16 protein-coding genes are annotated in these 21,092 nt (G+C 63.8%); 9 read left to right on the top strand and 7 right to left on the bottom strand.

Annotation, left to right across the window (positions count from 1 at the left end):
• Positions 1 to 17: 17 nt before the first annotated feature.
• From PRZ03_RS14805 to PRZ03_RS14795, 3 genes are all read right to left on the bottom strand, one after another.
• On the bottom strand, positions 18 to 923 hold the full coding sequence (locus PRZ03_RS14805; protein ID WP_273601011.1) for a substrate-binding periplasmic protein: 906 nt from the start codon (positions 921 to 923) through the stop codon (positions 18 to 20).
• A gap of 8 nt (positions 924 to 931) precedes the next feature.
• Complete coding sequence (locus tag PRZ03_RS14800; protein ID WP_273601009.1) at positions 932 to 3,124, bottom strand: prolyl oligopeptidase family serine peptidase; 2,193 nt, start codon at positions 3,122 to 3,124, stop codon at positions 932 to 934.
• A 127-nt stretch (positions 3,125 to 3,251) separates the two neighbouring features.
• On the bottom strand, positions 3,252 to 4,859 hold the full coding sequence (locus PRZ03_RS14795; protein WP_273601007.1) for an ABC transporter permease: 1,608 nt from the start codon (positions 4,857 to 4,859) through the stop codon (positions 3,252 to 3,254).
• Between the two features lie 115 nt (positions 4,860 to 4,974).
• On the opposite strand from PRZ03_RS14795, the gene PRZ03_RS14790 reads away from it, so the two are divergent.
• The 5 genes from PRZ03_RS14790 to rocF all read left to right on the top strand — a co-directional run bounded on the left by PRZ03_RS14790 (position 4,975) and on the right by rocF (position 10,549).
• Positions 4,975 to 6,117 (top strand): ABC transporter ATP-binding protein, encoded by a 1,143-nt coding sequence (locus PRZ03_RS14790; RefSeq protein ID WP_273601006.1) that lies wholly within the window; start codon positions 4,975 to 4,977, stop codon positions 6,115 to 6,117.
• A 218-nt stretch (positions 6,118 to 6,335) separates the two neighbouring features.
• A complete protein-coding gene (locus PRZ03_RS14785) occupies positions 6,336 to 7,775 on the top strand; it encodes a S41 family peptidase (protein WP_263531704.1) in 1,440 nt (479 codons plus the stop codon).
• A gap of 85 nt (positions 7,776 to 7,860) precedes the next feature.
• The gene (locus PRZ03_RS14780; protein ID WP_273601005.1) at positions 7,861 to 8,640 is read left to right on the top strand and encodes a HesA/MoeB/ThiF family protein; all 780 of its coding nucleotides are present in this window, start codon (positions 7,861 to 7,863) and stop codon (positions 8,638 to 8,640) included.
• A gap of 87 nt (positions 8,641 to 8,727) precedes the next feature.
• Complete coding sequence (locus PRZ03_RS14775; RefSeq protein ID WP_273601004.1) at positions 8,728 to 9,612, top strand: LOG family protein; 885 nt, start codon at positions 8,728 to 8,730, stop codon at positions 9,610 to 9,612.
• 16 nt (positions 9,613 to 9,628) lie between these two features.
• On the top strand, positions 9,629 to 10,549 hold the full coding sequence (rocF, locus tag PRZ03_RS14770; RefSeq protein ID WP_263531701.1) for an arginase: 921 nt from the start codon (positions 9,629 to 9,631) through the stop codon (positions 10,547 to 10,549).
• Between the two features lie 27 nt (positions 10,550 to 10,576).
• On the opposite strand, the gene PRZ03_RS14765 is transcribed toward rocF, so the two are convergent.
• Entirely contained in the window at positions 10,577 to 11,407 is an 831-nt protein-coding gene (locus PRZ03_RS14765; RefSeq protein ID WP_273601003.1) for a DUF429 domain-containing protein, read from the bottom strand.
• A gap of 33 nt (positions 11,408 to 11,440) precedes the next feature.
• Between PRZ03_RS14765 and PRZ03_RS14760 the strand changes: the two genes are divergently transcribed.
• Positions 11,441 to 12,961, top strand: coding sequence for a S10 family peptidase (locus tag PRZ03_RS14760; protein ID WP_273601002.1), 1,521 nt, complete (start codon positions 11,441 to 11,443; stop codon positions 12,959 to 12,961).
• 3 nt (positions 12,962 to 12,964) lie between these two features.
• Here the strand turns inward: PRZ03_RS14760 and PRZ03_RS14755 are convergent, their stop codons facing one another.
• A complete protein-coding gene (locus PRZ03_RS14755; protein ID WP_273601001.1) occupies positions 12,965 to 13,552 on the bottom strand; it encodes a hypothetical protein in 588 nt (195 codons plus the stop codon).
• A gap of 5 nt (positions 13,553 to 13,557) precedes the next feature.
• Complete coding sequence (locus tag PRZ03_RS14750; RefSeq protein ID WP_273601000.1) at positions 13,558 to 15,267, bottom strand: methyl-accepting chemotaxis protein; 1,710 nt, start codon at positions 15,265 to 15,267, stop codon at positions 13,558 to 13,560.
• Between the two features lie 249 nt (positions 15,268 to 15,516).
• Between PRZ03_RS14750 and PRZ03_RS14745 the strand changes: the two genes are divergently transcribed.
• On the top strand, positions 15,517 to 16,116 hold the full coding sequence (locus tag PRZ03_RS14745) for a response regulator (RefSeq protein WP_273600999.1): 600 nt from the start codon (positions 15,517 to 15,519) through the stop codon (positions 16,114 to 16,116).
• A 7-nt stretch (positions 16,117 to 16,123) separates the two neighbouring features.
• Here the strand turns inward: PRZ03_RS14745 and PRZ03_RS14740 are convergent, their stop codons facing one another.
• The gene (locus tag PRZ03_RS14740) at positions 16,124 to 18,751 is read right to left on the bottom strand and encodes a response regulator (RefSeq protein ID WP_273600998.1); all 2,628 of its coding nucleotides are present in this window, start codon (positions 18,749 to 18,751) and stop codon (positions 16,124 to 16,126) included.
• A gap of 166 nt (positions 18,752 to 18,917) precedes the next feature.
• Between PRZ03_RS14740 and PRZ03_RS14735 the strand changes: the two genes are divergently transcribed.
• Together PRZ03_RS14735 and PRZ03_RS14730 are read left to right on the top strand one after the other, a co-directional pair.
• Positions 18,918 to 19,472 (top strand): YfiR family protein, encoded by a 555-nt coding sequence (locus tag PRZ03_RS14735; RefSeq protein ID WP_263531695.1) that lies wholly within the window; start codon positions 18,918 to 18,920, stop codon positions 19,470 to 19,472.
• Positions 19,472 to 21,079, top strand: a complete 1,608-nt coding sequence (locus PRZ03_RS14730; protein WP_273600997.1) for an ATP-binding protein — start codon at positions 19,472 to 19,474, stop codon at positions 21,077 to 21,079. The genes PRZ03_RS14735 and PRZ03_RS14730 overlap by 1 nt, the downstream gene beginning before the upstream one ends.
• The last annotated feature ends 13 nt before the right edge of the window (positions 21,080 to 21,092 follow it).

Raw genomic sequence — 21,092 nt, 5'->3', positions numbered from 1 at the left:
CGCGTCGGACCACCGGGCTAGCCTTCGTGTGCCTGCAGCTTGAAAACCCGGGTTTTGCTCTTGCTCAGGGTGTCCCAGCTGGACTTGAGCGCCGGAACCGTGAAGAAGAGTTTGTCGAAACTCCCGTCTGCCTTCGCCATCTCCAGACCTTGCCGAATGCGCTCCGCCAAGGCCACATTGCCTTTGGTCAGAAAAAAATAGATCGGCTGCTTGTATTGCAGCAGCAAGCCGTCCACCACGGCCAAGTCCAGCTCCGGGTGTTGGAGCAAATCGGCCTCGATTTCATTGATCGCACGCGCGATGAAATCGAATCGCCCGGCGGCCAACATCTTGAACAAGCCATCGTGACTCGTGGCCGTGACAACTTGAAACCCGTTCGTGCGAAGAATGCTCGCATCGCTCCAATGTTCACCCGCACCGACCCGGAACTCCCTCAGGTGCTCCAGGCTTTGAACCTGCGATAGCTTTGCGGCATCTTGCTTGCGGATCAAAAGAAAACGCTGCTCGTTGATGCCCTTCAGCAAGTTGAAGCGCACGGGCTCAAAGGCCGATTCGCGTTGAGCGGTGCTACTGCTCCAGAGCAGGTCGATCTCGCCCCGCTCAAGCATCAGCCGCAGCCGCGCTCGCGGCACGCCGCCGGGAAAGTGGCTGAGCCGAACGGACTCCTTGCCCTTGGCCGTCTTGCTCAAGGCCAGCAGCAGCGCGTTGACATAGAAGCTCCCCACAGCGCCGGGCTCATAATCATGCGGATCCGGCACACGCAGCACAAGCTCGGTCGGGGCTTGAGGCTGAGGCTGAGGCTGTTGCGGCGCCGCTGAGCCAATGATGGGAGCGCCCACCGCAAGCGCGCACAGACCAGCCTCGACCAGGACAGTTCGGCGGCTGATGGTGCGAGCGCTGCTCGCTTGTGGGCGCAACGACATAGGCGGGTTTAAGGAGCCGACGCCGCTCCAAGCTTCGGAGCGGGCTGGAAAGCCGCGTCGCCGAACTGCCAGAGGAAGAAGCTCCACACATCGGCGGTTTCATCGAGGCGCTGCGAGACGCTAGAGCCCATGCCATGGCCGCCTTCAAAGTCAACTCGCAAAATCACCGGGCGGGTCTTGACCGCGTCTGGATTGGCAGTTTGCATGCGCGCGGCCAGCTTGGCCGGAATCCAGGCCTCGACGCGCGGGTCATTGGCGCCGGTGGTGACGATGACGGCGGGGTAGCTGCGCCCATCCTTGACGTTATGGTAGGGACTCAGCGCGAACATGCTCTTGAAATGCGCTGGGTTGGTCACCGTGCCGAACTCGGCGATATTGGGCGCGCCGTTCAAGGTCAGCTCCATACGCAACATATCGGACAAGCCGACCGCGCTTTGCGCCGCGGCGAACAAGTCGCCGCGCTGCGTGACGGCGCCGCCAATCGTGATGCCGCCAGCACTGCCGCCCGTGCCGGCCAGGGTCGCGGGCGAGGTGTATTTGTTGGCAATCAGCCATTCAGCACAGGCGATGAAGTCAGACACGGTGTTTTGCTTGGTGGCGATATATCCACCGCGGTGCCAATCGTCACCGAGTTCGCCGCCGCCGCGCACATGGCAGATCGCCTGCACGCCGCCGCGCTCGGTCCAGGCCAGGCGGGTCGCGCTGAAACGCGGCTCCTGCGTGATGCCGTAGGCGCCATAAGCGCTCAGAATCGTCGGGCGCTTGCCGTCCAGGGTGACCGCTTTGGGTGCCACGATGGACAGCGGCACCATCACGCCGTCATGGCTCTTGACCATCACGCGGCGCGCTTCGACGCCGGAGGCATCGACGGCGACGGGCTTTTGGATCGTCAGCCGCTGCGCCGGCGCATCGGCCACACCGCCTGCTTGCAGCAACAAGCTTTGCGGTGCCTGCGTCCAGCCTTCCAGCAAGACCAGCAACTCGTCGCCCTTGAGCGGGTTGACGCTGCGCAGCGTGCCCTCGAACGGCAGGGCCACGGTCGAGACCTTGCCGTCCTTTTTACCCACACGCCAGAGCTTGCTCACGCCCGCGTCCAGCGCCTTCACATAGACGGCGGTGTCGCCGGTCTCAATGGTTTGCAGCACGCTGTCACCGGCTGGCAGAGCGGTCTTGAAGCCGGGCTTGGCCGAGGCCAGATCCAGGCTCAGCAGTTCGCGGCGCGAGGCTTTTTGCTGGCTCAGCGCATACAGCGATCCGCCGGCCACTTCGGCCCGAGTGACCTTGTCACTAGGCCGCACCACGCGCCGCCATGGTGTGGCCGCACCCTTGAGTTGATCGACCCGCGCCACCCAGTAGCTGCGCTCGGCCGCGTCGCCATGCAAGACCTCGGCCAGCGCCCAGGGCGAGCCTTTGGTGATGCGCACATAGGGCAGATCGGCAATTTCGAAATTCTCTTTCTTGCTCACCTGCCAGCCAAACTGCGCCACATCCTTGGCTGGGTCCTGGCCCAGGATGTGCAGGAAAACCGCGCTCTTGTTGTAGCGCTCCTCTGCAGGATGGCGGTTGTAGAGAAAACCGCTGGCGTCGGGCAACCAGGCCACGCCGCCTTCGTTCAGGCCGGTGCGGTCGATCGCAACAGGCAAGAACTTGGCCGTGGCCACATCGAGCAGACGCAAGACGCTGTCCTCGCTGCCGCCCTTGGACAGGCCCACCGCCAAGATACGGCCGTTGGGCGAGACGCTGTACCAGTCGATCGCATGCTTACCGGGCTCGCCGGGTAGGTTGTTGGGGTCGAGCAGTTCGCGTTCAGCCCCTGCCAAACCGTCGCGTACCCACAAGCGCGCTTGGTTTTGGCCCGGGGCGCGCTTTGAATAAAACAGCTTGCCGGCCACCATCTCATAGCCGCCGGTGCTTTCGCCCGCATCGGCCAGCACACCCAGGCGCTCGCGCAAGGCGGCGCGGCCGGGGATCTGGGCCAGCACGCCGTCCGCAAAAGCGGCCTGCGTCTTCAACCAGGACTGGAACTCCGGCGACTTCATGTCCTCCATCCAGCGATAGGGGTCTACGACAGCGGTGCCGTGATAGACATCGGTGACCGGCTTGGCGGGCGTGGCCGGATAGGGGCCGGCTTGTGCCAGCAGGGCCAAAGGGGCGGCCAAACAGGTCGCCAGAGCGGACTTGAAGAAGATGGATGGGTTCATCGTGTGCCTGATGGGTAGGTTGCCGCGGTAGCGGCGGTGAAGCAGAGGATAAGCAGAGGGTAAGCAGCCGCGCAGTTTACGCATTCGCAAGCAGCGGGCGGAAATGCCAAAAGTCTGCTGAGCCTGCTCAGCGCTGGCGCATTGCCTTCGAGAGCATCAACACGGGCACCAGGCCCACCAGCACAATCGCCAATGAAGGCAAGGCGGCTTCACCCAAACGCTCGTCACGCGCCAGCTGATAGGCGACGACAGCCAGGGTGTCGCTGTTGAAGGGCCGCAAGACCAAGGTGGCGGGCAGCTCCTTCATGACATCGACAAACACCAGCAGCGCCGCCGCCAAGGCCGAGCGCGCCAGCAAGGGCGCGTGCAAGACACGGAACAGGCGGCCACGCGAGGCGCCGAGTAGACGAGCGGTTTCGTCCACGGTGGGCGAAATGCGTGCATAGCCGGCCTCGACCGACTGCAAAGCCACACCGGAGAAACGCACCAGGTAGGCGTAGATCAGGCCGGTGATGGTGCCGGTGACGATGTTGGTGAGGCCAAGCTGTGGCGCATATTCCTGCAGCCAGGCCAGCGGCAGCAAGATGCCCACGGCGATGACGGCGCCCGGCACCGCGTAACCGAGCGAGACCACGCGCGTGGCCGCACCCAGCAAGCGCCCGCCGGCCGAGATGCGCGCCGCATAGGCCAGGACCAGCGCCAGCGCCACGGCCAGAAGCGCCGAGATAGCGGCCAGCTGCAAGCTGGTCCAGGCCCATTGCGCAAAGCGGGCCAAGGGCAGGCCAAATTCGCCGAACCTGGCCTCCAGCCACATCAGCTTCAGCAGTGCGAACACCGGCAGCACAAAACCCAGCAGCACCGGCAAGCCGCACAGTGCAAACGCGCCGGCCGCCGCCCAGCCGCGCAGGACCAAGGGGCGGGCCTCGGCCGCGTGTTGGGCACCCGCCCGGCTGCTGGCAAATCGCAGCTTGGCCTGGGCGCGCCGCTCGGCCCACAGCAGCAAGGCAACCGCCAGCAGCAAGGCCGAGGCCAGCTGCGCGGCGGCCATGCGCTCATTCATCACCAACCAGGCCTTGTAAATGCCCGTGGTCAAGGTGCTGAGCCCGAAATAGGCGCCGACGCCATAGTCGGCCAGCGTTTCCATCAAGGCCAGCGCGACGCCGGCCGCCAGCGCCGGCCGCGCCAAGGGCAGCGCCACCTCGCGCACCCGCCGCCAAGTGCCCGCCCCCAGGATGCGGGCGGTTTCCATCAAGGTGACGCCGCGCTCCTGCAGCGCGGTGCGCGTCAAGAGATAGACATAGGGATACAGACACAGCACAAACAAGGCCACCGCGCCGGGCAGGCTTCGCACATCGGACCACAGCGCGCCCTGAGCACCGCTCAGCGCGCGCAACCAAGTCTGCAAGGCGCCGCTGTACTGCAAGGCATCAGTGTAGGCATAAGCCGCGACATAGGCCGGCATCGCCATCGGCAGCAGCAAGGCCCACTCAAACCAACGCCGGCCGGGGAACTCAAACAGGCTGATCGCCGCCGCCGTCATGCCGCCCAGCAAGGCCACACCAAGGCCTACGCTGACCGAGAGCAGCAAAGAGGTGCCCACATATTCGGGCAGGACTGTCGCCCATTGATGCTGCAAGACCGCCCAGCTTTCCTGATCCAGACCCAACCAGGACCCCAGGATGCCCAGCACAGGGACGGCCAACAGCAGGCAAACAACGGTGACCAGACGCAGCATGCGAGAAAAAAGTGGAGAGGAAGAATTGGGAGCGCAGCGGCGGGCAGCACAGCCGACAATGAATGCGAATTAGGCGCGTTCTGCGCAGCACCGGCCGCCCGCTATCATAAGGGCCATGTTTCTAGCCCTCGACCAGATCGGGCTGCGCTACCCCGGTGCAGCGCAAGCTCAACAAGCAAATTCGCCATCCAGCAGTCAAGCCATGGCCCGTGGGCAGCGGCGCGGCGCAGTCGAGGCGCTCAGCCTGAGCCTGGTCAGCGGGCAGATCGGCGTGCTGATCGGCCCCTCGGGCTGCGGCAAGACCTCGGTGCTGCGCTGCGTCGCCGGCCTGGAGCGCTTGCACAGCGGCCGCATCAGCATTGCCGGCGAGGTCTTGGCCGATGCAGCCATGGGCCGGCACCTGACCCCGGAAGAGCGCCGCATCGGCATGGTGTTCCAAGACTATGCGCTCTTCCCCCACCTGAGCGTGGCCGACAACATCGGCTTTGGCCTGCGCCATTTGAGCCGCCCGGCGCGCGCCGCGCGCATCCAGGAGGTGCTGGACCTGGTGGGCCTGGCCCATGCGGCCAAACGCGCACCCCATCAGCTCTCGGGCGGCCAGCAGCAGCGCGTGGCGCTGGCGCGCGCCTTGGCTCCGGCGCCAAGACTGCTTTTGCTGGACGAACCCTTCTCCAGCCTGGATGTGGACTTGCGCGAGCATTTGTCGCAGGAATTGCGGGCGATCCTGAAGGCCAGCGGCACCACGGCCTTGTTCGTCACCCACGACCAGGCCGAGGCCTTCGCGATTGGCGATGTGGTCGGCGTGATGCACCAAGGCAGCCTGGAGCAATGGGATGCGCCCTACGACGTCTATCACCGACCGGCCACGCGCTTTGTGGCGGACTTCATCGGCCATAGCGTGTTCACGCCGGGCCGCATCGTGCAGAGCGAACAAGGCCCGGCGGTGTTGACGCCCGTCGGCTCCTTGATGGACGCCGAAGCCTGCGCACTGGCCAGCGCCTACCCCGGCGGCTTGTGCGATGTGCTGCTGCGGGCCGATGACATCATTCACGATGATCTGGCGCCGGTCAAAGCGCAGATCGAGCGCAAAGTCTTTCGCGGCGCCGACTTCCTCTACACCCTCAGGCTCAGCACCGGCGAGCGTTTGATGGCCCATGTGCCCTCGCACCACGACCACCATGTGGGCGAATGGATAGGCATACGCGCCGACGTTGACCATGTCGTCACCTTCGCCAAACAGGCCAGCGTCGTCGAGTGAAGCGCGGCGGCTTGCCGCAGCGGCTGGCACAAAGACCGAGATTTAGTCTCTTTTTCACTCCAAAGCCTTGATTTGTCAGGCCAAAGCGCTGCCTTTCCGGCAGGGCTGCGCGGTGCGCCCGCATATACTGAACAAGCGAGATTTGTGCCAGCTCGGAGCTGGGCCAAAACGCATTGATTTTTAGATTTTTCGCTAGACGGATAGGACGGACTCTGCCCATGAGTGCCAAATTCAAAGTTGTAGGCTGGCTGGCCTTAGGTGTTGTGGCCGGAGCGCTCACGACCATGCAGTTGCAGGCCAATGCACGCAGCAACCTATCGCCCTTGCCCCTCGAAGAGCTACAGCAACTGGCGGCCGTCTTTGCAATGATCAAGTCCGACTATGTCGAGCCGGTCGACGAGAAAAAGCTGATCAATGACGCGATCGCCGGCATGGTGGCCGGGCTGGATCCGCATTCGCAGTTTTTCGACAAAAAGAACTTCAAAGAGTTCCGCGAAGGCACGACCGGCAAATTCGTCGGCGTCGGCATCGAGATCGGCATGGAAGACGGCTTGGTCAAGATCGTCTCGCCGATTGAAGGCTCGCCGGCCTTCCGCGCCGGCCTCAAGAGCGGCGACCTGATCAGCAAGATCGATGACTCGCTGGTGCGCGGCTTAGGCATAGACCAAGCCGTCAAACGCATGCGCGGCGAGTTGGGCTCCAAGGTGCAGCTGACGATTTACCGCAAGAGCGAGAACCGCAGCTTCCCCATCACCATCGTGCGCGAAGAGATCCACAACCGCAGCGTGCGCGGCAAGATCATCGAGCCCGGCTACGCCTGGCTGCGCGTCAGCCAGTTCCAGGACAGCACCGTCGACGACTTCGCCAAAAAGCTCGAGGAGCTCTACAAGCAAGAGCCCCATCTGAAGGGCTTGGTGCTGGATCTGCGCAATGACCCGGGTGGCTTGCTCGAGGCCTCAGTGGCGATCTCGTCCGCCTTCTTGACCAAGGATCTGGTCGTCGTCAGCACCAATGGGCAGATTGCCGACTCCAAGGCCAGCTTCAAAGCCAATCCCGACGATTACCTGCGCCGCGGCGGCAGCGACCCGCTGCGCAATCTGCCGGCTGCGCTGAAGAAGGTGCCGATGATTGTGTTGGTCAACGAGGGCTCGGCCTCGGCCAGCGAAATCGTGGCCGGCGCCTTGCAGGATCACAAACGTGCGCTGGTCATGGGCGCCCAGACCTTCGGCAAGGGCTCCGTGCAAACAGTGCGTCAGCTCAGCCCCGAAACGGCGTTGAAAATCACCACCGCACGCTACTACACGCCTAGCGGCCGCTCCATCCAAGCGACCGGCATCCTGCCCGACATCTTGTTGGACGAGACCGCCGAGGGCAATGTGTTCGCCGCCCTGCGCACCCGCGAAGCAGATCTGGAAAAGCATCTGAACAACGGCAAGGAAGAAATCAAGGACGAAGCGCGCGAGAAAGCGCGCGAAGAAGCACGCGAGAAACTCGAAGCCGAGTACGCTAAGAAGAACGAGCCGCCCAAGCCGCTGCCCGAGTTCGGCAGTGCCGAGGACTTCCAGCTGATGCAAGCCTTGAATCAACTCAAGGGCTTGCCGGTGATGGTGTCCAAGACGGCCATCGAGCGCAAAGCCGAGGCGAAAACAGACGAGTAATGCACCGTCCTTAAGCTAAAACAGCCCGCCCTTTTTGGCGGGCTGTTTTGTTTAAGGCACGCCTAGGCCGCGCTATGCTCGGGCCATGAATGACGAGCAATTACTGCGCTACTCAAGGCATATATTCCTGGACGACATCGGCATCGAAGGCCAGCAGCGCTTGCTGGCCGCCCATGCCCTGATCATCGGCGCCGGCGGCCTGGGATCACCCGCCGCGCTCTATTTGGCCAGCGCCGGTGTCGGCCACATCACGCTGGTGGATGACGACGCTGTGGACCTGACCAATCTGCAGCGCCAGATCGTCCACAACATGGACCGCGTCGGCTTGCCCAAGGTCGAGTCCGCCGCACTCGGCCTGGCAGCCATCAACCCCGAGGTGCGCGTCAGTGCCCTGCGCCAACGCGCCGATGCGGCGCTGCTCGACAAGCTGGTGGCGCAGGCCGATGTGGTGCTGGACTGCAGCGACAACTTCGCCACCCGCCAAGCCATCAACCGGTCCTGCGTCAAGCATGCCAAGCCCTTGGTGGCGGGTGCGGCAATCGGTTTTGACGGCCAGATCAGCGTCTACGACAGCCGCCAGCCCGCCGCCCCCTGCTACGCCTGCGTATTCCCGCCCGACAGCCAATTCGAAGAGGCCCGCTGCGCCAGCATGGGCGTGTTCGCACCCCTGGTCGGCGTGATCGGCAGCATGCAGGCTGCGGAAGGCTTGAAGCTGCTCTTGGGCCTGAGCGGCAGCTTGGCGGGGCGCTTGCAGATGCTGGATGGCCGCAGGATGGAGTGGAACGAAATAGTCGTACAAGCCGACCCGCGCTGCAGCGTTTGCAGCAGCACGAAAACTGAAAATGCGCACGAAACAATCACTTGAGCAAAAAATACGCACGAAAATTCTTCGCAGCCTCCCGTAAGCTGCGCCCTGGCAGTCAAGGCTGCTGATCCGACCCGACCAATTCCCATGCACAAGCGCAAACAACTGATCGCCCGCAATTTCCCCAGCGCCAAAGAAGAGACCAAGGCCCTGGCGCCACAGCCCAACTACGACCAGCCGGGCAGCGCCTACCGTTTGGCTTTTGACGACAACGAGTTCCTCTTGCGCGAAGAGCTGCGTCCGGTGCGCATGCAGCTGGAGCTGCTCAAGCCCGAGCTGATGCAGCAAGAGCTGGGCATCAAGTCAACCATCGTGATGTTCGGCAGCGCCCGCATCCCCTCGCAAGAAGAAGCGCAAGCCTTGCTGGACCAGGCTCGCACGGGCGGTGACGCGGAGCAGATCAAGCGCGTCGAAATGCAGCTGGCGATGAGCCATTACTACGAAGAAGCCCGGCGCTTCGCCGCGCTCGTGACGCGCTCCTCCAGCGAGCGCAACAACCCGATCTACGTCGTCACCGGCGGCGGGCCCGGCATCATGGAGGCCGGCAATCGCGGCGCCTTTGAGGCCGGAGGCAAAAGCATTGGCCTCAATATCGTGCTGCCCTTCGAGCAGCATCCGAACCGCTACATCACACCCGAGCTGTGCTTTAGATTTCACTACTTTGCGCTGCGCAAGATGCATTTTCTGATGCGCTCGGTGGCGCTGGTGTGCTTTCCCGGCGGCTTCGGCACGCTCGACGAGCTGTTCGAGACCATGACCCTGATACAGACCGGCAAAAGCCGGCGCCGCCCGATTCTGCTGTTCGGGCGCGAGTTCTGGACCCGCCTGATCAACTTTGACTATTTGGTCGAGACCGGCATGATTGGCCCTGCCGATGTGCGCCTCTTCCATTTCGTCGAAACGGCCGAAGAGGCTTGGGCGCTGCTGGAATCCGAATACGACATGAACCCCGGCGCGCCCAGCGCCGACTAAAAGAAGGAAGACCGACATGACCACTTTGCGATCCGTATCCTTGATTGGTGTGCCCACCGACATCGGCGCCGGCGAGCGCGGCGCCAGCATGGGCCCAGAAGCGCTGCGCGTGGCCGACCTGACCAAGGCACTGAGGAGTCACGGCGTCGATGTGGTCGATCGCGGCAATTTGAGCGGCCCGCCCAACCCCTGGCTGCCGCCGGTGGATGGGTACCGCCATCTGAGCGAAGTGGTGGCCTGGAACCAGGTCACGCATGACGCCATCTACGCCGAACTGAAGGCCGGCCGCATGCCCATCATGCTGGGCGGCGACCATTGCTTGGGCATTGGCTCGGTCAGCGCGGTAGCCCGGCATTGCCGCGATACCGGCAAAAAGCTGCGCATCTTGTGGCTGGACGCCCATGCCGATTTCAACACCAGCAAGCTGACGCCCAGCGGCAATGTGCATGGCATGCCGGTCGCCTGCCTGTGCGGCTTCGGGCCGCAAGAGCTGATCGAGATTGGCGGCCAAGTGCCGGCGATCAGCCCGAAATGGGTACGCCAGATCGGCATCCGCAGCGTTGACGCGGGCGAGAAACGCTTCGTCCACGAGCAAGATTTGGAAGTCTTCGATATGCGCTATATCGACGAAATGGGCATGCGTCACACCATGGAGTTAGCACTGGCAACGCTGGACGCCAACACCCATCTGCATGTCAGCTTCGATGTGGACTTTCTGGACCCGTCCATCGCACCCGGCGTCGGCACTACCGTCCCCGGCGGCCCGACATACCGTGAAGCCCATCTGTGCATGGAGATGATCGCCAACACCGGCTATATGGGCTCGCTCGACATCGTCGAGCTCAACCCGGCGCTGGACTTGCAAAACCGCACGGCCAAGGTGTCGGTGGATTTGATTGAGTCTCTTTTTGGCAAGAGCACCTTGATGCGTAAATAGCTTGCCCTGCCTGCGGCAGAAGGTGCTTCAAGCGCTGACGATCCAGCCCTCCAAAGGGTCGATCACCTCCGGCAAGCCGTAGCCCGGCCTCCCCTGCGCCCAAGCCGCTTGCAGCAAACATAAGACCGCATCCAAGCGGTCACCGCTGGCGTCATCGACCAAGCTATCGCGCTGCGCGTGGCTGAGCTTCAAGCGCAAACCCAGCCGCGTGCGGCCCTGCTCCAGTGCCTCGATCAAGTCCTTGCGGGCGATCAGGCGCTCGGGTGTCTGCTTCGCTTTGTCATCGCTTTTATAGCTGCGCCGACCGAGAATCTCGCGCGCCAGCAGGCCCGGATAAGCCTCCAGCGCGACCCGTTTGGGGTCACCCGCCTGCAGGCCGGGCAGATCGACACCGGCTTGCAGCAACAAAGGCACACCGGCGTGCAGCATGAAGGCCACCGGCGGGTTGACCCATTTCATGCTGGGCGAGGAACCCGCCGGCCCATCGCAAGCACGGTGGGCGAATTTGCCGCCGACCGGCCGGGCCGCGCAAAAACCGGCAAAGTGATCGCGGATCTCGGCCCGGCTCAGCCTCGTGTAGTGGGCCATCAGCGCCGGCCAACTTTGCGGCCAATCCAGCGCCAGCACCAGCTCCCGCGGCAGGCCAAAAGGGAAATCAAAGCCCCCCAACCAAACGCCCGGCGCGGCCAAAAACTCACCAAAGCCCGGCAGCGACTCGAAACTCAACACAGCGTCCAGACGCAAGACCTGACCCTGCCGCCGGCCCTGCGCCACGGTGATCGGTTTGCGGCGTGTCGGGGCGCTGCTGAAATCAACCCCCAGCAAGAGGGGGTTTGAATTTATCGGGCTAGAGTGCATGCTTGACACCATAGCGCACACCCAGGAGCCCTCATGTCCGCAGACCAGCCGAACAGCAAGCCCAAAACCAAAGCCGAAGCCGAGTCCGACCAAGCCCCACTCCCACCGGTCGAGCATCTGGTCAGCACCGATCACAAATTGGTGCTCGGCAAACGCACACTCGAGTACACAGCCACTTGCGGCACCTTGTTGCTGCAAGAAGTGCAAAGCGAGACCGACGGCGCACACAAGGGCCAGTACAAGGGCAAGAAGACCCGCGCCAGCGTCTTCTTCATCGCCTACACGCTCAAGCCCGACAAGAAGGCGCGTGCGGAGCGCCCAGTCACCTTCAGCTTCAACGGCGGGCCGGGCTCATCCAGCGTCTGGCTGCATCTGGGCCTGCTCGGGCCGCAGCGCGTGCCCACCGATGAAATGGGCCAATGCGGCGCGCCGCCCTATGCGCTGACCGACAACGAATTCACCCTCTTGACCGAGTCGGACCTGGTCTTCATCGATCCGGTCGGCACCGGCCACTCACGCGTGGCCGAGGGCGAGAAGCTGGCCGAATACCACGAGTACCAACGTGACCTCGATGCGGTCGGTGAATTCATCCGCCTCTACCTGACCCGCAACGGCCGCTGGGGCGCGCCCAAATACCTGATCGGCGAGAGCTACGGCACCACGCGCGCGGCCGGCCTGTCCCGCCATCTGCAGGAAAAACATAACATCCATCTCAACGGCCTGATGCTGGTGTCAATGGCGGTGGACTTCCAGACACTGAGCTTCGACCATGGCAACGAGTTGCCCTACCCGCTCTACCTGCCCACTTATGCGGCGACCGCCTGGTATCACCAGGCCTTGAAGCCAGCGCTGCAAAAAAAGCCGCTCAAAGACGTGGTCGCCGAGGCAGAGGCCTTTGCCAATGGCGAGTATTGGACAGCGTTGATGCAGGGCTCGCGCCTGAGCACCGAGCAGCGCCAGAAGGTGGCCGACAAGCTCGCCCATTTCAGCGGCCTGAGCGCGCAATACCTATTGCGCTGTGATTTACGCCCGACCGAGTTCCGCTTCTTCAAGGAGTTGCTGCGTGAGCGTGGCCAGACGGTTGGCAGGCTGGACAGCCGCTTCCTCGGCCTGGACCGTGACGACGCCGGCGAACATCCGGAAGAAGACCCCGGTATGAACAATCTAGCCGGCGCCTATGCGGTCGGCATCAACCGCCTGCTGCGCGACACGCTCAAGTTCGAGGACGATGCGCCTTATCTGGTGCTGGCGCCGATCTGGAACAGCTGGAGTTGGAAGGGCTTTGAGAACAAATACGTCAATGTCGGCGACAGCCTGCGCCGCGCCATGCATGCCAACCCGGCCATGCGCATCTATGTGGCGAGCGGCTACTACGACCTGGCTACGCCGCATGCGGCGGGCGACTACACGCTCAGCCACCTGGGCCTGCACGAGAAGCTGCAGGGCAATGTGCAGGTCAGCTACTTTGAGGCGGGCCACATGATGTATATCCACCAGCCCTCGCTGGCGCGCATGGCGCAGGAGTTGCGGGCGTTTGTAAAACAGCCGGTTTGAAACTCAGGCGCAGCGCTTGATCAAGCTCGCTTCGATGCTGGCCTGCAGCAAGGCGCTGCGGCCTTCGACATCCAGCTTGCGGCACTCGGCACGCAGGTCGCTGACCGCATAGCGGCTCAGGAACTCGCCCTCGATACGCGAGCGGTTGCAGCTCAGGAACGGCGCCGCAGCCGTCAGAAGAATCGAACAATCGCGCATTTGGTGAATGTCGCGGATGTACTCCACCAGGGCCTGCCCGACCAGGCTGCTCTGGTACTCCGCATTCAAGATCACGGCGGCAAATTCTTGCGTCGCGTCCAGCGCTTCCATCAGGGCCTTGGGGGTGGCCACCACCAGCAGTTGCAGCTCGCGGCCCGCAAACACCTGGCCCTCGATGGCGCCGACCAAGCTGCGCTGGGCCGCCTCGTCGGACTCCAGCACCAAGACGCGGCAGGCTTGTTCGACGCTTTGACCCTGGACTTGATCTTGGTCTAGCGCTTGCCTGCGCGCAGGCAGGCGGGGCGCGTTTGATGCCGAGCGGGTGCCTGGAAAATTGCTGCTGTCCATACCGTGATCCTCTTGCGCTGCGCTGTGGATTGCCTCTTCAGCCATGCTGTTCAAAATGCCGCCCAGTTGTCGCCAGCCAGCGCTGCGTTCGACGTCACAGGGCGCGCGCTGCGTGCGGGGCTCTTGGCTGCGGGGAAGCTGCGGATGGTGGAACTGCGGGGTTCGCTGGCCTTGGCTTGAGCGGCTTGGGCGGCCACCGCTGGCTCAGCAGAGGCCTCCAGCTTGAACACACCGACCGTGGCGACCAATCCGGCGGCCTGCGTCTGCAAGCTGCTGGACGCTGCGGCCGACTCTTCCACCAGCGCGGCGTTTTGTTGCGTGACTTGGTCGAGCTGGTTCACCGCCTCATTGATCTGCCCGATGCCGCTGGTCTGCTCGATGGTGGCGGCGCTGATCTCGGCGATCAAGTCATTGACGCGGCCGACCTGGGCGACGATCTCGCCCATGGTGCTGCCGGCCGAGGCCACCAGCTTGCTGCCCGCTTCCACCTTGCCGACGCTGGCGCCGATCAAGGCCTTGATCTCTTTGGCCGAAGCGGCCGAGCGCTGCGCCAAGGCCCGCACTTCGGCGGCCACCACCGCAAAGCCGCGCCCCTGCTCGCCCGCCCGGGCGGCTTCCACAGCCGCATTCAGCGCCAGGATATTGGTCTGGAAGGAGATCGAATCCATCACGCCGATGATGTCGACGATTTGCTGCGAGCTGGCGTTGATGTCTTCCATCGTGCGCACCACATCGCCGATCACCTGCCCACCTTTTTGTGCCACGGCACTGGCCGTTCCGGCGATCTGAGCCGCTTGCCTTGCGGTATCGGCGTTGTTACGTACGGTGGCGGTCAGTTGCTCCATCGAAGCAGCCGTTTCTTCCAGATTGGCGGCCTGCTCTTCGGTGCGCTGCGAGAGATCAAAGTTGCCGCCGGCAATCTGGGCGGAGGCGGTGGCGATCGACTCGGCGCCGCTGCGCACATCACTCACCACCCGCAACAGGTTCTCGTTCATTGTTTGCAGGGCCTGCAAGAGCTGGGCGGTCTCGTCTTTGCCGCTGACTTCGATCACGGCACTCAAATCACCGGCCGCGACCGTTTGCGCCACCTGCACCGCGCGCCGCAGCGGCTGCACGATGCTGCGGCTGATCAGCCAGCCCAACAGGCCAGCCAGACCCAAGGCCAGGGCGGCAGCGCCCACCATCAGCCGATTCATCTGCTGTGCGTGCTCGAAAGCAGCTTGCGAATCGGCGGCGGTTTCGGCCTCCTGAAAGGCCAGCAACTCATCCATCTTGGTTTGCCAGACCTTGGCAGCCGGGCTGGCTTTTTTGCGCAGCACCGTGCGAGCTTCTTCGCCCTTGTCGGCCAGCGCCAAGGCCAGCACTTGATTCGTCAGTTCATTGGCGACGAGGGCCGCCTGCTTGACCTCCTTTTGCAGCGCCAACTCTTGTTCGCTGGCGTGCATCTTGTCCATCTCGGCCACGGCCTGCTCGTAGCTGCGCCGCGCCACCTCGATCTTCTTGATCTCACCGGCCTGCTCGGCCTTATCGTCCAGCAGCAAGAGCGAGCGCGTGACGCGACCCACGATATGCCCCGACTCCGACATCTCGCCGACCAGGTGCAGGCCACGCATATTGTCTTCAACGATCTCGTGGATGGCCTGCTCACCGACCCGGTTGCCGTAAATACCGGCGACCGACACTGCCGCGATCAACACCCCCATCAGACCAAAACCCAGGGTCAAACGGCTCGCGATTTTCAGTTGGCTCAATGCTTTCATCTTGTGCTCCAGAGTTCGGGTGTGCCGTTCGAGCGGCTGTGTTTGATTCGATGCTTGGCTTCGCTTGCTTTGCGAATGAGGCAACTCTAAATCAATCAATTCAATCATTCAAGCTAAATCAATCAATTCATTCAAAATATTCTCAATCGAGCTTGGCGGTTCGATAGTCGTTTCAAATCGATCACATCAGTCAATTCACTCTACAATTCAGAACGAATAGATGGCTTTGAATGCTTAGAGGGAATTTGAATGAGCGAGAGAGCCGCGTCATACACCACCATCGAGGCGGCCAAGCAGCTGGGCATATCACCGGCCAGCGTGCAGCGCTGGGTCGATGCGGGTCACCTGAAGGCTTGGAAAACGCTGGGCGGGCATCGCCGCATCGATGCCGCCAGCGTCACGGCACTGCTGAACTCGCAGAGCTTGGACGCTGCGCCCCCCGCAGCGCAGGCCCCGGCGCAGAGCCAGGCGCTAGACGAGCCCACCCTGCTGCTAGTGGACGACGACGATATCGCCCGCGAACTGCTTGAAATGCAGGTGCGCATGCTTTTGCCCTCGGCCAATTTGCTCTTGGCCGAGAACGGCTTTCAGGCCTTGATGATGGTGGGGCGCAGCGCCCCCGATGTCGTGATCACCGATATGGTGATGCCGCATATGAACGGGATCGAGATGATTCGGCAGCTGCAGGCGAGCCCCAAGCCGCCGCTGATCATTGCCGTGTCCAGCCAGTCACGCGAGAACCTGGCGCGGCTGGGCGGCTTGCCCGACGAAGTGCTGCTGCTGGCCAAACCGGTTGATCAGGCCCTGCTCGCCAGCGCCTTGAACAAGTTGCAGAGGGATCGTGGCTAAGCAGCCCTCAAGGACCACCCACGCAGGCCACGCGCAAAGCGGCCTGCACGGCCAGCAGTTGGGCCTCGAATTGCTGCAACAAAAAGCGCCAATCTGCCGCGCCCTCGACAGCGCCTTCGCCCAGCTCGACGGCCAGCAGAGAAGCCTCCAACTCGCGCGCCACGGCAGACAAACGATCGGCGCCGATGATGGCCGCGGTGGAAATGGCGGTGTGCGCAATCCGCGCGGCCTGGGCCGCGTCGCCCGCCTGCATGGCGGCCAGCATTTGCTGCGCGTCGCCCAGTCGCGTGGCGAGAAATTTGTGCATGAACTTGTCCAGCAATTCGGCCCGCCCCTGGCAATGCCCCAAGGCCTTGTCCAGGTCCAGCACCGCCAGCCCGGCCATCTTCTGTGCCTGCGCGCCTTCTACGCCCGGCTCAGCCTGAGCGGCACGCGCAGCAGGCAGCGCTGCCGGCAGCCATTTGGCCAGCGTTGTGAACAGCTCCTGCGCCAACACCGGCTTGCTGACGTAATCATTCATACCGGCGGCCGCACAGCGCGCGCGATCGCCGCTCATGACTTGCGCCGTCATGGCGATCACCGGCAGGCCCGCCAGTCGAGCATCCTGCCGGATCAAACGCGTCGCCTGCAGCCCGTCCATCACCGGCATCTGCACGTCCATCAAGACCAGATCAAAGTTCTGTTGACTCAGCCACTGCAGCGCCTCCTCGCCGTTGCCGGCCACCCGCACCTGCATGCCGGCCAACTCCTGCAGCAACTCGCAAGCCAGCATCTGGTTCATATCGTTGTCTTCCACCAGCAAGACATGGCGCCCGCGCAAGCCAGCCATCAGGCCAGCCTCGGCCGGGTCGGCAGGGGCGGCAGCACGACGCTCCGCGGCCGCACCATCAAGCGCCGGCTGATCGGGCCGGGGGCCGATGGCCTGGCCAATCGCCTCACGCAGCGTGCGCTCGGACACCGGCTTGGCCAGGCAGCCCGCCAGTTGCATACGCTCGACCGCGGGCTGCAAAGCATGGGCATCGAAGGCGGTCACCAAGATGATCTGCCGGGCCTGCACCAGCCCCAAGGCCTGCAGCCGCTCGGCCGCTTGCAAGCCATCCATATCGGGCATGCGCCAGTCCAGCAGCAAAAGATCAAACGCTTGGCCGGCCAGCTGCGCCATTTGCAAGGCAGCGATGCCGGCCCGCGCGCTGTCGGCCAGCGCCGGGCGCAGGCCCAGGCTTTCAAGCCGGTGCTGCAAGATCTCGCGCGAGTTCAAACTGTCATCGATCACCAGCACGCGCAGCCCAGCCAAACCGGCATCGGCGGGCTCGAAGGGTGCCGGCTCGGCGCACACAGCCAGCCTCACCTCAAAGCTGAACTCGCTGCCTCGGCCCAGCTCGCTGCGCACGGCAAAGCTGCCGCTCATCAACTCGACCAATTGCTTGCAGATGGCCAAGCCCAGGCCGGTGCCGCCGAACTTGCGGGTGATCGAGCTGTCGGCTTGCTGAAAGGGCTGAAACAGCGCCGCCATCTGCGCCGCACTCATGCCTATGCCCTGGTCCCGCACCCTGAAGCGCAGCTTGAGGGCAGGCGCATCCAGCAGTTCGGGCGCCTCCACGCGTTCCACCAAGACCAGGATTTCGCCGCTATCGCTGAATTTAAGCGCATTGCCGCACAGATTGATCAAAACCTGGGCGAGGCGCAGCGCGTCACCGCGCACCCGCTGCGGCACATCAGCGGCGCAATCAAACAGCAGCTCCAGCCCCTTGTCTTGCGCGCGCAGGCCGATCACGGCGGCGACCCGGTCGAACATTTCTTGCAGCGAGAACTCGGCCTCCTCCAGTTGCAAATGGCCGGCTTCGATTTTGGAGAAGTCCAGCACGTCGTTGATGATGCTCAGCAAAGCATCGGCGGCCAGCTTGGTGGTGGCCAGGTAGCGGCGCTGCTTGGCGCTGAGGTCGCTGCCGAGCAGGGCCAGATCGGTCATGCCGATGATGGCGTTCATCGGCGTGCGAATCTCGTGGCTCATATTGGCGAGAAATTCGCTTTTGGCCCTGGTGGCCGCTTGCGCCGCGTCGCGCGCCAGCGCCAGCTCGGCGGTGCGCGTCGCCACCCGGCCTTCCAGCTCGGCCGCGCTGTCCAGCGCCTGGGCCTCGGCCGCCATGCAGCGGGTGATCTGCACATGGGCGCGCAGCGCTGCCGACAAACTGATGATCAGCCGCTCTTGGCCCAGCTCGGCCTTGCTGCGGTAGTCATTGATGTCGTAACTATTGAACACATCGGCTTCGGGCGCATAGCCGGGCTGACCGGTGCGCAAGATGATGCGGCAAGCCGTCATGCCGCAATGCTCTCGGATATGCGCCACCAACTCCAACCCGGCGCGCTCGCTCTCCATCACCACATCGAGCAAGATCAAAGCAAAGTCGCGGTCACTGGCCAAGAGCTCACGCGTGGCCTGGGCCGAGTAGGTATGCACCAGCGCCAGCGGTCGGCCCAGAATGAGGGCCTGACGCAAGGCATAGCGGGTGGCGCTGTGAACCTCCTCGTCATCATCGACCACCAAGACCCGCCAGGGCGGCAATTTGACCGAGTCGGCGGACTCGGCACCCAGGTCGGGCTCATCGCTGAAAAGAAGGTTCGGCTCCTGGCTCATCAATGGTCTCGAGAATGGACTAGGAATGGGGCTAAAGCTATGGCGGCTGCGCTCGGCAGTGTGCCTCAAAAGCTGCGGCCGGCCGGCACAAGCGCAAGAATCCGGTCCTTTTTGCGCCGCCGGGCGAGAATTTGCACGGCCATAATCGCGGCGACATGAAGCCCCTATGAAACGTCTTGCGGCCGCCATCGCCCTGTTGCTGAGCCTGCTGATCCTGCTATCGGCGGGCGGCTCGGCGCTGGCCCAAGCGACGCAGGCGCGGGTCTCGCCCGAGATGGCACGGGCCAAGTATGTCGCCGCCTTTGGCAGTTATGTCGAATGGCCGGCAGGCGCCTTCGCCAGCGCCGACGCCCCCTTCATCATCGGCGTGATGGACGACGAGCCTATGCTGCGCCTGCTCGAAGCCGGCTTCAAGACCAGCCGACTGCAGGGCCGCCCGGTAGAGGTCAAACGCATTGACAACATATTGCAAGCCGCCCATGTCCACCTGCTCTACACGCCCGAAGGCAATAGCGCGCCGCTGCGCCCCTTGGGCGGCTTGCCCATCCTCACCATTGGCCCGGGTACCGGTTTCCTGGACCGCGGCGGCATCATCGGCCTGCTGATGCGTGAAGACCAGGTGCGCTTCGAGCTCAACGCCAAAGCGGCCGAACGCTCAGGGCTGAAGGTCTCGGCCAAGCTGCAGCAACTGGCACTCAGAACCTACGAGGAGGGCCGTTGATGGCCTGGCAATTCAAGTCCCTGGCCCTGCAGCGCAAGCTGCAGCTGGCCATGGTCCTGGGGACGGTATTGGCCTTGTTGCTGGCCGGCCTGGCAGTGCTCAGCTATGAGACCTCCACCTTCAGGCCCCGGGTCGAGCGCCAGCTCGACGCCGTCGCCAAGGTGATGGCCGATATCAACCAGGCCTCACTGGACTTCGACGACGCCAGACAAGCGCAAGACAACCTCGCCTTTTTACGCCTGTATGAAGGCATCGATGCCGGTGCGCTCTACCGCGCCGACGGCAGCTTGTTCGCGGAATGGGCCAGCAACAACGCCAAGCCCAGCAGCCCCGTGTCGGCGCCAACAAACGGCACGCAGTTCGAACGCAGCAGAGCCAGCCTGAGCTTGCCGGTGCTGCGCGATGGGCGTGAGCTGGGCCGCGTCTGGATCCGCGTCCAACTGCCGCCACTGCTGCAGCGCCTGCCCCAGTACGGCATCATGTTTGGCGCCCTGGCCCTGGCCGTGATGGTCTTGGGCGCCGTGCTCTTGTGGGCGGGCCGGCATCTGGTCAGCCAGCCCATGGAGCGGCTGAGCGCGGCGGCGGACAAGGTCGGGCGCACCGGCGACTTTTCACTGCGGGTGCCCAAAGACAGTGACGATGAAATTGGCCAGCTGACCGATGAGTTCAACCGCATGCTGGCCGTGGTCGGCGAGCGCGACCAGGCGCTGCTGGCCGCTAACGACTTACTTGAACAGCGCGTGCTGGCGCGCAGCCAAGAGCTTGAGCAAGCGATGACGCTGCTGATGCAAAACGAGAAGCTGGCCGCTCTGGGCAATGTGGTGGCCGGCGTTGCGCATGAGCTGAACACACCGATCGGCAACGCCTTGCTGGCCGCCACCAGCCTGGGCAAAGGCACCCAGCATATGCGCGAGCAAATCAGCGGCAACTCGCTGAGCCGGCGCGGGCTGGAAGAATTCATGGCCTCGGTGGAAGAAGGCTCGGGCATTGTGTCGCGCTCGCTGGAACGCGCTGCCGGCCTGGTGCGCAGCTTCAAAGCGGTGGCCGTCAATGAGACCAGCGAAGCGCGCATGGATTTTGACTTGCGCCATGTCTTGGATGACTGCATGGCGCTGCTGATGCCGGGCCTCAAGCACCGCCCGATCGAAGTCACGCTGGACTGTGCTGAGGGCATACGCTGCAACAGCTACCCCGGCGCGCTGACGCAAATCGTCAGCAATCTGGTCGAGAACGCGGCCCGCCACGGCCTGGAGCCCATAGGCGGCGGGCGGGTCGAGGTGCAGGTGCAGGAGTCCAGCGCCTTGCCGGACCCACTGGACGCCGACGGGGGCAAGGGCATGGGCAAGAACAAAGACCAGGACCAGGGCTGGCTGACGCTGCAGGTTCGCGACTCGGGCGCAGGCATTCCGGCCGAGCATCTGCACCGCATCTTCGAGCCCTTCTTCACCACCCGGCTGGGCCAGGGCGGCTCGGGCCTGGGCTTGCACGTCGTGCACAGCCTGGCCAAAACCCCCTTGGGCGGCACGATAGAAGTGCGCAGCCAGGTCGGCCAGGGCACCACCTTCGAGCTGCGCTTCCCGCGCCGTGCGCCGCTGGATCAGCTCTAGGCCACTCGCCGTT

The organism is Roseateles albus (assembly GCF_028595345.1).
Taxonomy (GTDB): domain Bacteria; phylum Pseudomonadota; class Gammaproteobacteria; order Burkholderiales; family Burkholderiaceae_C; genus Paucibacter_A; species Paucibacter_A albus.
This window is presented reverse-complemented; position numbering and strand designations above follow the sequence as displayed.